The sequence below is a fragment of the Roseovarius sp. D22-M7 genome, assembly GCF_037083785.1.
GTDB lineage: Bacteria > Pseudomonadota > Alphaproteobacteria > Rhodobacterales > Rhodobacteraceae > Roseovarius.
Genome location: NZ_JBAPKY010000076.1, coordinates 1 through 12,874 on the forward strand (window position 1 = coordinate 1; position 12,874 = coordinate 12,874).

16 protein-coding genes and 1 pseudogene are annotated in these 12,874 nt (G+C 63.4%); 5 read left to right on the forward strand and 12 right to left on the reverse strand.

The annotated features are described in order from the left end of the window. Positions 1 to 156: 156 nt before the first annotated feature. The 3 genes and pseudogenes from V8324_RS19670 to V8324_RS19675 all read right to left on the reverse strand — a co-directional run bounded on the left by V8324_RS19670 (position 157) and on the right by V8324_RS19675 (position 2,763). Entirely contained in the window at positions 157 to 984 is an 828-nt protein-coding gene (locus V8324_RS19670; protein ID WP_336421621.1) for a transposase, read from the reverse strand. A gap of 561 nt (positions 985 to 1,545) precedes the next feature. Next, positions 1,546 to 1,824 (reverse strand): annotated as a pseudogene (locus V8324_RS22515) (CoA transferase); the annotation flags it as partial. Between the two features lie 369 nt (positions 1,825 to 2,193). Next, on the reverse strand, positions 2,194 to 2,763 hold the full coding sequence (locus tag V8324_RS19675; RefSeq protein WP_336421606.1) for a carboxymuconolactone decarboxylase family protein: 570 nt from the start codon (positions 2,761 to 2,763) through the stop codon (positions 2,194 to 2,196). 116 nt (positions 2,764 to 2,879) lie between these two features. On the opposite strand from V8324_RS19675, the gene V8324_RS19680 reads away from it, so the two are divergent. The 4 genes from V8324_RS19680 to V8324_RS19695 all read left to right on the forward strand — a co-directional run bounded on the left by V8324_RS19680 (position 2,880) and on the right by V8324_RS19695 (position 5,708). Continuing rightward, the gene (locus V8324_RS19680) at positions 2,880 to 3,473 is read left to right on the forward strand and encodes a TetR/AcrR family transcriptional regulator (protein WP_336421607.1); all 594 of its coding nucleotides are present in this window, start codon (positions 2,880 to 2,882) and stop codon (positions 3,471 to 3,473) included. A 375-nt stretch (positions 3,474 to 3,848) separates the two neighbouring features. Then, positions 3,849 to 4,391, forward strand: a complete 543-nt coding sequence (locus V8324_RS19685) for an alpha/beta hydrolase (RefSeq protein ID WP_336421608.1) — start codon at positions 3,849 to 3,851, stop codon at positions 4,389 to 4,391. A 44-nt stretch (positions 4,392 to 4,435) separates the two neighbouring features. Beyond that, entirely contained in the window at positions 4,436 to 4,834 is a 399-nt protein-coding gene (locus V8324_RS19690; RefSeq protein ID WP_336421609.1) for an alpha/beta hydrolase, read from the forward strand. A 226-nt stretch (positions 4,835 to 5,060) separates the two neighbouring features. Then, positions 5,061 to 5,708: a carboxymuconolactone decarboxylase family protein gene (locus V8324_RS19695; RefSeq protein ID WP_336421610.1), complete on the forward strand. Its 648-nt coding sequence runs from the start codon at positions 5,061 to 5,063 to the stop codon at positions 5,706 to 5,708. 19 nt (positions 5,709 to 5,727) lie between these two features. Here the strand turns inward: V8324_RS19695 and V8324_RS19700 are convergent, their stop codons facing one another. From V8324_RS19700 to V8324_RS19735, 8 genes are all read right to left on the reverse strand, one after another. After that, positions 5,728 to 6,759: a PAS domain-containing sensor histidine kinase gene (locus V8324_RS19700; protein ID WP_336421611.1), complete on the reverse strand. Its 1,032-nt coding sequence runs from the start codon at positions 6,757 to 6,759 to the stop codon at positions 5,728 to 5,730. 349 nt (positions 6,760 to 7,108) lie between these two features. Beyond that, positions 7,109 to 7,663, reverse strand: coding sequence for a carboxymuconolactone decarboxylase family protein (locus V8324_RS19705; RefSeq protein WP_336421612.1), 555 nt, complete (start codon positions 7,661 to 7,663; stop codon positions 7,109 to 7,111). Next, complete coding sequence (locus tag V8324_RS19710) at positions 7,660 to 8,151, reverse strand: DUF302 domain-containing protein (protein WP_336421613.1); 492 nt, start codon at positions 8,149 to 8,151, stop codon at positions 7,660 to 7,662. Before V8324_RS19710 ends, V8324_RS19705 begins: the two co-directional genes overlap by 4 nt. A gap of 27 nt (positions 8,152 to 8,178) precedes the next feature. Further along, positions 8,179 to 9,159 carry a DUF3179 domain-containing protein gene (locus V8324_RS19715; protein ID WP_336421614.1) on the reverse strand — a complete coding sequence of 327 codons (981 nt, stop codon included), beginning with the start codon at positions 9,157 to 9,159 and terminating at the stop codon, positions 8,179 to 8,181. A gap of 166 nt (positions 9,160 to 9,325) precedes the next feature. After that, the gene (locus V8324_RS19720) at positions 9,326 to 9,925 is read right to left on the reverse strand and encodes a cytochrome P460 family protein (protein ID WP_336421615.1); all 600 of its coding nucleotides are present in this window, start codon (positions 9,923 to 9,925) and stop codon (positions 9,326 to 9,328) included. 99 nt (positions 9,926 to 10,024) lie between these two features. Continuing rightward, positions 10,025 to 10,354 carry a hypothetical protein gene (locus V8324_RS19725; RefSeq protein ID WP_336421616.1) on the reverse strand — a complete coding sequence of 110 codons (330 nt, stop codon included), beginning with the start codon at positions 10,352 to 10,354 and terminating at the stop codon, positions 10,025 to 10,027. 304 nt (positions 10,355 to 10,658) lie between these two features. Next, positions 10,659 to 11,048, reverse strand: coding sequence for a hypothetical protein (locus V8324_RS19730; RefSeq protein ID WP_336421617.1), 390 nt, complete (start codon positions 11,046 to 11,048; stop codon positions 10,659 to 10,661). Between the two features lie 207 nt (positions 11,049 to 11,255). Continuing rightward, the gene (locus V8324_RS19735; RefSeq protein ID WP_336421618.1) at positions 11,256 to 11,816 is read right to left on the reverse strand and encodes a hypothetical protein; all 561 of its coding nucleotides are present in this window, start codon (positions 11,814 to 11,816) and stop codon (positions 11,256 to 11,258) included. A gap of 144 nt (positions 11,817 to 11,960) precedes the next feature. Between V8324_RS19735 and V8324_RS19740 the strand changes: the two genes are divergently transcribed. Further along, positions 11,961 to 12,305: a hypothetical protein gene (locus V8324_RS19740; RefSeq protein ID WP_336421619.1), complete on the forward strand. Its 345-nt coding sequence runs from the start codon at positions 11,961 to 11,963 to the stop codon at positions 12,303 to 12,305. Between the two features lie 338 nt (positions 12,306 to 12,643). Here V8324_RS19740 and V8324_RS19745 read toward each other — a convergent pair. Continuing rightward, positions 12,644 to 12,874, reverse strand: a 231-nt coding sequence (locus V8324_RS19745) for a hypothetical protein (protein WP_336421620.1), incomplete at its 5' end; no start/stop codon positions are given.

Genomic DNA, 12,874 nt, shown 5'->3' on the forward strand with positions numbered 1-12,874 from the left:
TCAACGCCCTCGGCACCGCCGAGATCGCTCGCGTGGGCTGACCTCAGTGGGGTAAGGGGAAGTCATGCCTCAGGCCTGAGTTCTGCAACAATGCCATTTGATAGTGTACCAAGGCGTGGTGTAAGAACGCCGACCTTCGGAAAGGCTCAGGTCTGATCAGGATGTCACGGCAGCCAACCTGACATCTGGATTGTCGTTCACGCGCGCGAGGGTTTCAAGGCTCATGTATCGGCGCGCAACGGTCCACTCGTCGTTGGTCTCGAGCATGATCGCGCCGACGAGCCTGATGATGGCGTCATCGTTTGGGAAGAGCCCCACAACATCGGTGCGCCGCTTGATCTCGCGGCTTACCCTCTCCAGCGGATCCGTCGAGGCGATCTGGGCCCGGTGCTCGCGTGGGAAGTCCATGTAGGCGAGAACATCGTCGCGCGAGGCGTTCATGAAGGTGCCGCGCTTGTCCTGCTTTTCGCGGAGGGCATCGGCGACGGTGTGCCATTGGGCTTCCGCGTCGGCCTTGCTTTCCGGGGCGAAGATCGTCTTGAGCATCGCCGCCGCCACGGTGCGCGACCCGGCCAGGGCATGGCCTTCACGAGATCGTCCACGGAGCGCGTCGAGACGCCATGGACGCATGCCTCCTGGAGCANCCACGGAGCGCGTCGAGACGCCATGGACGCATGCCTCCTGGAGCACCGCCACGAGAGCCTTCTCGGCCGTCCGTCGGGGCTCGAGCAAACTCGGCAGGTAGCTGCCCTTGCGCAGCTTCGGGATCTCCAGCGGGATGCGACCCGCACGCGTGTCCCGGTCCCCGTAACCGTTTCGCTGAACGTCCCGCAGGGGCGCGCGCGCACCCTTGGCCGCGCCCGTCTGCGTCTCGACCTCGGCTTCCATGGTCCGGCCGGCCGCAAGGGCCAGCATCGCGCGCACGAGATCGCCACCGGCCTGCTGTTCAACCGGCTCGAGCCGTGCCATTCTCTCATCGGTCATCGTCATCTCGATCCTTGGCTTCGAGTGTTGCAACCCGAACCTTTGCCGAAGATCGACGGTCGCCGCCCAAATCACCACCGGCCGCGCGCTGCGCTACGCCGGGGGCTCGGCGCATGGCCTGTCAGCCCAATCGTTGGGACACTGCCGAGTATTTCGCGTTTGCAGCGAAGGGCTACTTCTTACTCTCATCCTGACAGATCAGCGTGAACGGCCCACTGCAGCCTTTTACCAGTCGCCTGAGATGCTGCGGTGCGGCCCGTCGAACCTGCCGTTCGCCGCACGCGCCAAGGCCCCTACCAGTTCGCAGCCGAAGTTGACCTTTACAACTGGTTTCTGACCCAATTTGGTCCGAGATTGACAGCTACCAGGATTTGGGCGCTAAGACCGACCGCGGGCATCGCCGCGAGCTCCGCCAGAAAGACCTCGGTGATCGCCCGCGCAGTCTGCATAGGGTTCGACTTGTCGCGCAAGATCATGTGCACCAACCGGGGCCTCGCCGCACTATACGCTTGCCAGCCTTTTTAGTGCCCAGATCAGCGGAGTATATATCGGTTTGCGCGTTCAGTCTCCCTCGATTCCGAAACCCGCGATCGAGACATAGATGATATCGAGACACACCGCGCGCGCAGCCGCCTCGCCCAGCCCAATACGCTCGATTACACCGGGACGTTAATTCTGCATGACAACATCCGTGCACTCGAAAAGCCTTAGCACTGCTCTGAGGCCGTGCAAGTCTTTGAGGTAAAGCGTGACAGCTGTCTTGAGGCGATTGTTGATGAGAAACGAGGCCGGGACCCCACCGTACCGCCCGGTGACCTTCCGGCTGTGATCGCCGCCTTCGGGGTGTTCGACTTGATCCTCTCGGCCCCCTGAACGGGCGGCGTCATTGAGATCAACGGCCCGAGATCATCGTGGTCAGGTTGATGCCCAGAATTCCGTACAAGGGTCTCGGCATGTGGCCAATCTTGGGTCTGCGCGGGGCTCACGGCGACCGATGCGAGGGGGAGGCACCGCGATGTATATCGCATATTGTCGCGCCTTGTCACGCAGCGACAAGAGCTGCGACGATGGCCGTGCCAGCCTTGGACATAGGATTCTTCACCCGTATCAACGCACGACATCGAGAAAATACTCTGAGAAAAGGCTACCCGACCTCGCAGGATACGAGACCGGGTTTGTCCGAGGGGCGGCATTTGGCGGCCGGGCGGGTCAGGCGGCGTCCTTGCCCGCCTTTTGCCACGCGAAGCCCTTGAATGCCTCATCCACCGGTGTCCCAGCGAGGTGGTTGGTATAGTTCGACATGACCTTCTGCGACAGGCCAAGGATCACTTCGAGAACCTGACGCCTGGTGAATCCTGCATCGAGAAAGGCCTGCAATTCGGCCTCCTCGACATGGCCGCGACCACAGGTGACAGCCAGCGTGAAACTGCGCAGTGCCTCGAGCCGGGCATTGGGCAGCGGCGTCTCGTCGCGCAGCGCGTCGTCGATCGCACCGTCCACCTTCATCCGCTTGGCGATACCGCTATGGGCGGGCACGCAATAGGTGCAGTTGTGCTCGACATTGATGGTCTGCCAGACCACCGTCAACTCGTCGTTGTCGAAGCTGGTCTGCTCGGCGAACATCTGGTGAAGCTGCTGATAGGCCTGCAAAAGCGCGGGCGCCTCGGCCATCACGACATGCAGCCCGGGAATGCGGCCAAACGCCTTTTGAGAATTTTCGAGCATCGGGCGGCTGTCTTCGGCGGAGGTTTCGATCGTGTGCATTTCAAAGCTGGTCACGCGGGTCTCCTTGCTGTTTCTTGAGTGATCGTTCAAGTATCTTGCCTGACTTTACGCACGTCAGTATCTCAAGATACTTCTTGAGCGATCACTCAATCGGGATCGAGGTGTCAGACATGGGCAGATCAGCCACCCATGACCGAGACGACGTGCTCCACGCGGCGATGGATCTGTTCTGGGCGCGCGGCTATCGCAACACCTCTCTGAAGGATCTCGAGCGGACCCTCGACATGCGCCCGGGCTCGATCTATGCCGCCTTCGGGTCAAAGCAGGCGCTGTTCTGCGCCGCGCTCGACCGCTACGCTGCCATTGGAAAAGCGACCTTGGCCGAAGCGATCGTCAGGGAGCCAAGCCCAATCAGCGGGCTTGCCGCACATGTGCGGATGATCGGCCGTCTGCTGTCCAGCGACCCGCCCTCGCGCGCATGCATGCTGGTCAAGACCCTGCTGGAGACGCCGGATGACGATCCAATGCTACGCCAGCCCGCCGAAAAAATGATACGCGAGGTCGAGATGACATTTGCGGACGCCTTTCGCCACGCGCGCGACGCCGGCGAGATCCCACCCGGCTCGGACCCGGAACGATTGGCAGCGCGGCTGCAAGCGTCGATCTTCGGACTTCGCGCGTATGCGCAGCGCAAAGATGCGGCCGAGACCGCCGGGATCCTCGCCGAGGATATCGCACGCGAGATCGAGGCGTTGGCTGGCTGACCATAGAACCATCGTCAAAGCACGCGTTCAAACATCACATCCGGGCGTTGATAGCCTCGCGCACGGCACCAATACGGGGCGGGGCCTATCTTCACGGATTGTTGCGTTTGAAATCCGGAATGTGTTCGACCCACGCGTGCATGTCCGGATAGGTTTCCTGGTGGCAGCACCAAGGACCGAAAGATGCGTCTTGTCGAACACCTGATCTGGATATGCGCGCTTGTCTTGCTTTCTGCCTGCGGACGCCCTGCCACGTTCTCGCAGCTGTCCGAGGGGGATGCAGAGCGCAGCGAGGCCTTCTACTACGTGACCGACCGCGCGTCCCAGCGATCACAGGATGGCGGCATTGCCTATACGACAGAGCGGAGCCCGGCCATGACCTTCGGCGTGGCGCAAATCGCCACTGACGCCGTCCGGCCAGACCTCGAAAGGTTGCATGAAATCAGGCGGTTCCCACAAACGCCGCTGCCGTTTTCCCAGGATCGTGGCATCATCCTGCCGGATGCTGACGCGACGCGGGCCTACAATGCCGCCAAGGCGGATATGCGCGGCACCCTTGCCAGCGCCCTGCAGCGCAGCGGGCGACGCGAGATACTGTTCTACGTACATGGGTTCAACAGCCTTTTCGAAGAAACGCTGGAGACGACGGCGCGGCTCTGGCAAGTCACCGGACGCGACGTCTTGCCCGTCGCATACAGCTGGCCTGCGGGAAATCCCGGCGCGTTCGGATATTTCAAGGACCGCGAAAGCGGTGAATTCTCGATCTTCCACCTCAAGGAGACCCTTCGGCTTTTGAAGGATGTGCCGGGGCTGGAGCGTATTCACATTGTCGCGCACAGCCGTGGCAGCGACGTGGTGACCACCGCATTGCGCGAGCTTGTCATCGAAGAGCGGGGCGCAATCCACTGCAAACGCTGAAGGTCGAGACGCTGATCCTCGCAGCCCCCGATCTGGATTTCTCGGTGGTCCGGCAGCGCCTGATCGCCGAGCATTTCGGACCCGCTTTCGGTCGCATCACGGTCTACATGAACCCGAATGACGGGGCGCTCGGCCTCGCACAACTCCTGATGGCGGGTACTCGCTTCGGCCGGCTGTCCTTCGATGAGCTGGGCGAGACCGAACGCGAGATCTTCCGGCGCATCCGGAACGTCCATTTCGTCAATGTCGGCGCCGTGACCGGCCAGTCGAGCCACAGCTATTTTCGCAACAATCCGGAGGTGCTGGCGGATCTGGCCAGGGTGATCACCACCGGCGCACCGCCCGAAAGCCCGTCACGCAATCTCGAACCGGTCGAGGCCAATTTCTGGCGGCTGATCCTGCCGCCGGACCCTGCACCGCGCCCCTCACGGATCGATCGGTGAACGGGCGCTTCGGCGCGGCTCACCACACGTCGTCATGTTCGCCTTGAATGCCGGTCTGTGTTTCTGAAATGTTCCCCTTTTCTGAGCCACCTCTGTCAAAGCTTCATTTTTCAGGTCCAAGTGTCGGGCCGAAAGTGGGGCCGGCTCGCGTCCCGCGCATTATCGCATTGAGTTCCCGTTTTCCTGCGGTCGTGATCCGTGCCGTGCGCGTCCCCATGACTGAATTGTGACGGTGCTCGTGTTGCTCTGCGTTGGATTTCTCGATCGACACCGTTTAATGATGAGTTTGATCGACCGGAAAAGAGACGCCAAAGTGACAACCGATACCGACAGCGTGGCCGAGGCCGAAAACGACCCCAAGAAGGTCCTTTTCGAAGCCATTCGGGCCTATTATCCCAAAGGAGTGCCCAATCTTTACCGTACGCTTGCGGTCGCCCCGAACGTGCTTGCCGGGTTCGTCCATCTTGACGAAAAGCTCATGAACGGAACGCTCGATGAGGGGGAGCGACTGATCGTAGGTCTGCTTACGGCATTGGAGAACGATTGTAACTATTGTCGCGCCGCGCTTTCCAAGGAGGCGGTCGAGGCCGGCGCGCCGCAGGAAGCTGTCGAGGCGGCGCTGACCCGCGCGCGCCTGGATGACGATAGGATGGATGCCCTGATTACCGCCACGCGGCGCGTTCTGGAAACGCGCGGCCGCCTTCCAAGAGCGGAAATCGACTGGTTCGGCCAGCGCGGGTTCGGCCATGCGGCGCTGGTCGAAATCATCGGGACGGTTTCCGAATTCACCATGGCGACTTATGCCAACAACCTGATGCGCACCCGGATCGATCCGGAATTCCGCGGCTACGGGGCCATCGGCCAGAAGAACTGAAACTGCCTGCCAACCCGGCTCAGACCGCGTCGGCGGCGTCGGGGATCGTGACGCGAAATCGCGACCCCTTCGGGCCGCTATCCATAACCGACATCGCGCCGCCGTGTCGCGCGGCCAGTTCGCAGCAGATCATGAGGCCCAGCCCACTGCTGCCTTCGGAAAGGTCGGGCTTTTCACGGTTGAGGTTCTCCCGGATCGAGTCCGGCAACCCCGGCCCGTCATCTGTGATCGTCAGGATCGCCCGCCCATCTTCGCGCGCGCCGTAGATGCGCACGGTCTGCGCCCCCGCCTCGGCGGCGTTGCGCACGAGGTTCAGCAGTATTCGGTAGATCTGGTCGAAATCGGCATCCAGCACCGTGGCGTCTTCATCCGCGTCGTCCATGACCACTTGTGTACCGAGGCCGCTTGGCATGACCATGGTGGCGGTCACCTCGTCGACCACATCCGCCAGCAAGAACCTTTCGCGGCACGGCGCTTCGCTGGCGATCTGGCCGGCGTCGATGGTTTGCTGGCACATGGTGATGGCGCGCTCCAGGGAACGCGCGATCACGTCGGCGCTTTTGCGGACCTGCGCATCGTCGTTCTCTGCCAGCCTGTCGGCCAGAAGCTGCGCCGTGGTCATGGCGTTGCGCAGGTCATGTGACAGCTTGCGCACCGACTGGCCCACCTCGGCAAGTTTCTGGCCGCGCAGGTCGCGCAGCTGGATCAGGATGCAGTCACGTCCTTCCACGTGCAGCGTGGTGGCGCGGGCTTCCGCCGGCACGAAGCTGCCGTCACGGCAGCGACAGGTCAGGTTGTCGTCCTGCCAGCGCCCATGCGTGGTCACTTCCCGAAGGAAAGCCTTGAGGCGCGGCAACTCGTGCGGGTGCAGGTCGCTCGGGCTGAGCGTGGCAAGGTCATCCAGCGAATAGCCCAGCAACCGTGCCGCCGCCTGATTGGCGGCCAGGAAGCTCCCATCGACACGGTCGACCAGAAATGCCGGGTCGTGCAACTCCTGAAACAACGATGCGAAGGCGCCTTCGCTTACGGCCGTCGTTGTGGAAGCGTGCATTCCGCGCCCTTGCCCTCGATCCCTGCACGCAAAGCTAACGAAAGCGTGAGTGGCCCGCAATGCAGTCTGTCGCGTGTGACCCGGCCGAAAGGTCGGGCCTGTGTCCCATATGGCCCAACCTGTTGGAAGCTTGTCGCGTTTGATCGATTATGTGAGGTCAGGCGTGACACGTCCACGATTTGGCCGGGGCAGACCCGGCTGTGGTCCTCGACGATTTCGAGCACGCGAAACCGCCGGCACTCTACGCGCGCGATGCAAGACACACGGCCAGTTGTCGCGTCTGCGCTGGAAGGCGAAGAAGATCGGTTCGCGCGTGTCGCGGACGCGGGAGGACGGACCGCCCGGAGCCCTACCCGGCGCGCGATTTCACAAGGTCGCTGATGCCGATATAGCCGCGATCATGGAGGTGCCGGCCCGCCATCTCGACGGTCGCGGGATCGGAGCCGATGCCGAGGCCTTCGACGAGCCGGTTCATCATCGCGAAGACGCCACAGACGAGGTTCGCGCCGGTGATGGCCGCCTCAGGCCAGCCGGCATCGAGGATCGCGCGGACCTCAGCCGAGGAGACCGCGCCCGGCTCGAGGGTGAGCGTGCGCAGGTAGCGGTAGACGGGCTTCATCGCCTCCGGAACGGGCGCCGTTGACGGGTCCTCGACAAGGGCGGTCACCGCCGCTGGATCGGCGCCGAACCGGCCGGCGGCCGCGCCGTGCGAGGCCTCGCAGAACACACAGCCGTTCAGCCGCGAGACAAAGGCCGCCATCCGTTCGCGCTCGCCGGCCGAGAAGGGCGAATCCGCCCCGCGCATGACCGCCTCGGCGAAGACATGCAGGCGCTCGAAGATTTCCGGCGCGATCGCGAAGACGTCGATAAGTGTCCCGTTCGGGAGCGAGGGGAGATGGCTCATTGATCGGATGTCTCCTTTGCCGGTCCGCGGGCCCGATCGGCGATCGCGTCGAAGATGGTGTCGAGCTCTTCCGCCGCCGCTTCCAGATCCGCGCCGCCTTCGTCGATATAGGGGGCGAAGACGAAGCCCGGCGTCTTGTAGGAAAGCGTCCCGGTGCCGTCGGCCTCCTCGCTGACGTAGAAGCGGACCGGGGCCTCGATCATGGCCGCCGTGCTCAGCCGGAGGATCCGCACCGCGAAGTCATTGCGGAAGACGCCAACGACCCGGTTCCCCGGGATCTCGATACCGCGCGCCGCCGCGGCCCCGGTCGGTCCGGCCTCGGTGACGAGGCCCATCTCCTCGGCACGTATGGCCGCCTTCAGGTCGGAGAGCAGCGTCTGGTAGGACTTCTGCGTGGGATGGACGCGCCAGCCCTCCCGCGGCTCCAGCGCGAGGGCGGGGGCCGCGAGCAGGAACACGGCGATTGCGAGAGTGGCGGTGCGGACCATCTGCGGGACCTCCGGTCGTTTTGCGGTTCACTCGGGGTGATGGATCGGCGCGCCGGGATTGAAGGCGCGGAAGGCGAAGGCGAAGGGGATCTTGTGCACGACGGGGTGGCGCGCGCCGTCCTCGCCCACCCGCATGACCGTGACGGAGCCGACGTCCCGGCCCTCGGCGATGCGCGCACTGTCGAGGGCGGAGGCCTGCCCCGGGCGCCAGCTGAGCTCCAGATCGCCGGCGCGCAGCCGGCCCTTCTCGCGCAGGAGCGCGAGGCTCCAGGCCTCGGCCCGCCCCGTCACGGTGACGACGCGCATCAGCGGCGATCCCGGCCCGTCATAGCTGCCGTCGTAGAGGAAGGGGCGCGAGGAGGCGTCATAACCCTCGTAGGGGTTGCGGCCATAGGCGCGGCGCGACCCCTCGGGCGGACGCAGGACGCGGCCGTTGGGGTGGCGTTCGGCGAAGTCGGCCAATGATTCCATGCGCGAGAGCACCGCGTCGAGCTCGTCGCCTGTCATCTCGCCCACGATGGCGCGTCCGCCGTATTGCTGCCACCAGCTCTCGGTCGCGCGGTCGTACATGACCAGATCTGAATGGCGGAGCTTGCCCGTGGTGCCGAAGGTCGTCACGGCCCCGTCCACGACCCGCTCGAACACGATGCCCGTATTGCAGAGCGGGCAGTAGGTGACCGCGACCGGCGTGCCGCCCACGGTGTCGTTGACAATCTCGTGCCAGATCAGGATCGAGAGGGGATAGGCGCGCGCGTCGCCCCTAATTTCGAGCGAAATCACTGGTTCGCGCGCGGCGATGCGGTCCCGCGCGGCCTCCACCGGCTCGAATCGCGGATCTTCGATCGGCGGGATGCCGTCGCGCGGCGGACCGCCGGAGCGGATCTCGGAGAGCGGGACCGCGTGCCGGTCGAAATCGGTCTCCGGCCAGGCGTCGCGCCAGCGCTCCACCGTGCCGGCGGCGGCCAGTCCCGTCGCGGCCAGCCCAAGCGCCGCAAGGGCGGTCCGCATCGGGGCGCGCCCGCCCGCTGCCGGCCGCCCGGCCGTCATTCCGCGGCCTCGGCGACGGGACGCGCCCCGTCATCGGCCATATCGAGGTCGATCTTCGCCAGCTCGCGTTTTGCGTCCACGTTCATTGGGCTCCTCCTTGTGCGTGGGAGTGAGGATGATCGGCCCGTCAGTTCGACACGCGCGCCTCCGGGACCGGGTAGCCGAGCCCGCCCTGGAAGCCGTATGCGCCCTGGTGGCATTCGCTGCAGGCGGTCATCACGTTGACCGCTTGGGGTGCGCCGTTGGGCGCGACGAGCATGTAGTACCAGTCGTCGGTCTCGGGCGACGTGCCAGCAGCAACCTTTTCCATCAGGAAGAGCGGACCCTTCCGCACGTTTCCCGCATCCGTGACCGCGAAAGACTCCTTGGCAATCACCGTGCCTGCGGGAATGTCGGGGTCCTCCGCATACTCCAGGTAGGCCTCGTCGCCGGTATCGTTCACCCAGGTCAGCAGGAAGCGGTTGCCGTGGAAACCCGGCGCGGCCGGGATCGTGCTGGCCTTGGTCCAGTCGCGGTAGTCGGTGACATGCTCGGCGGGGATCCAGCGCTTGGCGCCCTGCGTGTAGCCCGCATGCAGTTCCTCGGCGATGCAGTTATAGACTGTCTCGGCCTCGGCACCGGTCAGTTCGGCGCCCGGCTTGCCGGGATCGCAGTTATCCTGCGCCTGCGCGCCGGTCGCGGCGGCGGTCAGGGCAAGCGCGGCCATTGCGGTGAGTGTGCGTTTCATTTTTTGATCCCCTCTGTCGTGTTTTTTGGTTGTCCGGCATCTCGCGGTGTCCGAGACGTACCCTACGGCACCCAAACTGCGAGATGAAATCACGCCTGATCACGAATGCTTGCTCCATCGAAAGGCAAAAAAACCGCCCGAGGTACGTGTTGAACGGTAGGTGATCGGCGCGATCTTGATATGAGATGGCATCATAACCGCAAATTGTGGTCGCTCGGCGTCCGAAGCCTCGCAGGTGCCGCAGATAATCTCCTCACCGAAGGTGACGCGTTTGATCGAGGACCAAAAGAGCGTCGCATGTTCAGGCCGCGCAAATATCGCCGTTCCGAGATTAACCCATGGGACCAGATTGCGTTCTCTTGGGCGCGCGGCGAGCGCGCACTCTGCATCCCCCTTTTGGCGAGGGAATTCGGCGATGGAAGTCTGCATGGCCCTGAGGCGCTGCTGTATCACCTACTGTGCCCAAGAGAGTAACTGCCGAGCTGGTACCACTCATGCGCAAGAGTTCTGTGCGCTCGCGGACGCGTTGGACTTCCAGGATCGCGCGTGGCTTTCCTTTCGTGAAGACCTCGCTGTTCGCATTCGTGATCTCGCCATAGAGGGCTGTCCAAGAACAAGAATCCTGCCGGCGTGCCTCCTCAAAGCAGACTTTAAGAACAGGCATGCATGAAATCGATACCGCTTTCGCGTGCGGGCGTTTCGATATCGCTCGCGTGGCTGGTCGGATGATCCCTCAGCTCACGACTGGGGCGAAGCGGTAACGCGCTATCCCATCTACAAGATGCTCAATCAGCCACATCGCGAGGAGGAAGGCCAGCATGCATAGCCCGAGGTTTACGGCTGTCTGGACGCGGCGCTTCCAGCGCCGGTCGAGGCTGGTGAAGAGGGGCACTTCCGGGCGCAGGAGGAAGCGGGAGGCAAGGTAGGCAAAAAGCAGCGCGCCGGTGATCCAGTGAATGGCGTCGAACCATAATGCCGTCGTGTGAATCGAGAGATGGCGCGCGAAGCCGACGACAATGGCCCATCGCAGGACACTGAATATCTCTTCGGTGACCGCCTCGAAGCGCTGCCCGAGGCTGGTTAGCCACGCCTCGTCTGTCAGAGTATCGATCCAGCGGGTCATGGGCCTGTGGTCATGCGCCTGTGCTTGTCTGCCGTGAAGGAGGCGGGGCCGCTCCGCCATCTGCGAAACGAGCGCCAAACCACCGGGTTTCCGTCAACGGGATGGTGTGGTTGGGCCGGTCGAGCGGTCTTGTGACCTTACGCGTCTGTTGCGATTGCGGCATCCGCGCAAGAATGGAGCGTTGCCGCAATCGCATGTCATGTCGGGTCAGTCGGATCCGAGATGGTCTGTGGTGTAGAGCATGTCATCGCCGGCTCTGTTATGGCAGGCGATGCAGCCGGCATCCATGCCTTTGGCCACCTTGCCAGCCAGGCGCGCGCCCTTGGGGTTCTTGTCCAGCGAGCCGTCGGGGAGGTACTTGACCCAGAACCAGTCGGCATTGTCCGGATCGTACCCCGCCTCGCGGCGGAACATGACGGTCACAGCGCCGAGGTGTTTGTCGGGATCGTTCATGACGGCGTCGATGCTCACGCCCTCGGGTCCATAATTGCGCTTGATCACCAGGTCACCTGTATGCGCGCCGACCGTTGCGGTCGTATAGAGCGTCTCAAGCATCATGCCGTGCGGCGCGACACCCTCATATGGAAAGGTGCGGATCATACCCTCACCGGCCATGTTCATCTCTTCCATGATTGACCAAAGCCGGGCGGCATATTCCGCGTCCGCATCGGTTCCAAAGGGGGCATCTTGAGCCGTCGCGAACCCCGCGCTCAGCGCCAGCACGGCCAGACCCCCGCGAATTCCGTGTTTGATATTCATGATATTCATAGGTCTCCTCCATCGGGTGAACTATCCTTCCAACCGTACTCCGATTCCCGAGGTCCGCGGGTCACGATCAATTGAGGGCGGCGTTTCTGAAACGTGAGGCCATCGTATTTGACGCCTGCAAGGGCCCAGACGCATACTCTCCGAATGTCCTCCAAGTCCCTTGCAGTCCTGACCGCCATGCTGGTGCCGACCGTCGCCTCGTCGGGCGAAGCCGTGACCGGGCCGGACACTGTGTGCGTTCGCACTGCCAACACTCATGAATACCTGTTCGTCGCTGAGGCACCGAGCGGAGAACGCAAAGTCGCCGAACTGGCTCCTGGCGAACGTCTTTGCGCGCAGGGTGCTGGACCGGGCTCCACGGGTGTGGTCTCGGTCTTCGAAAATTACGACGCGTTCGAGGGCTGTTCGCGTCTCGTGCCCGTCGGAAAGACCGAAGATATGATCAAATACGTGGACTTCGATAGATGTTTCTGGAGTTCGAACAGCTGACGAAAATCGAACATCAATCCGGTCGCTTGCGGCCAAGCCGGAGAGCCAGGTCGCGAGACGCAAATGGCTTGACCATTCAGCCCAATGGACGACGCCTTCGTCCGCGACCCGGTCACAGTCGGTGAAAATCTTGCTACGGCTTGCCCGAATGGCGGTCTGTCTCGCCGCGCTGAAGCGACGATTTCTACTTGTCTTCAACGGGCATTACCCTGGGAGCGCGCGCAGCGAGGATTTGGCACTGCCGATTTGCTGGGACCTGCCGACCGCACCGGCTGCATCTTGGCCAATCCGACGGGCAGGCAAGGGCTCGGTGCCCCCATGCGGCGTCGCAAAGACTATCATGGGTTCACGTCCACCTGAATGTCAGCTCCCAATAAAACCGCCTGAACGCAACGCTCCTGCAGAGAATAGCGCCTATCCTGAAGGTTTTTCGAGGCGGGCCATGACGTGTCGTGTCCGGCCTCCCCGGTCTCCGGCCAGTCTGCGCGGTCGGTCATGCGGTGATCGACGCGCTTGCCGGGCAACCGGCTCAGAAATTCCGCCCGTCCTCGATACGCTCCAGCGCGCCG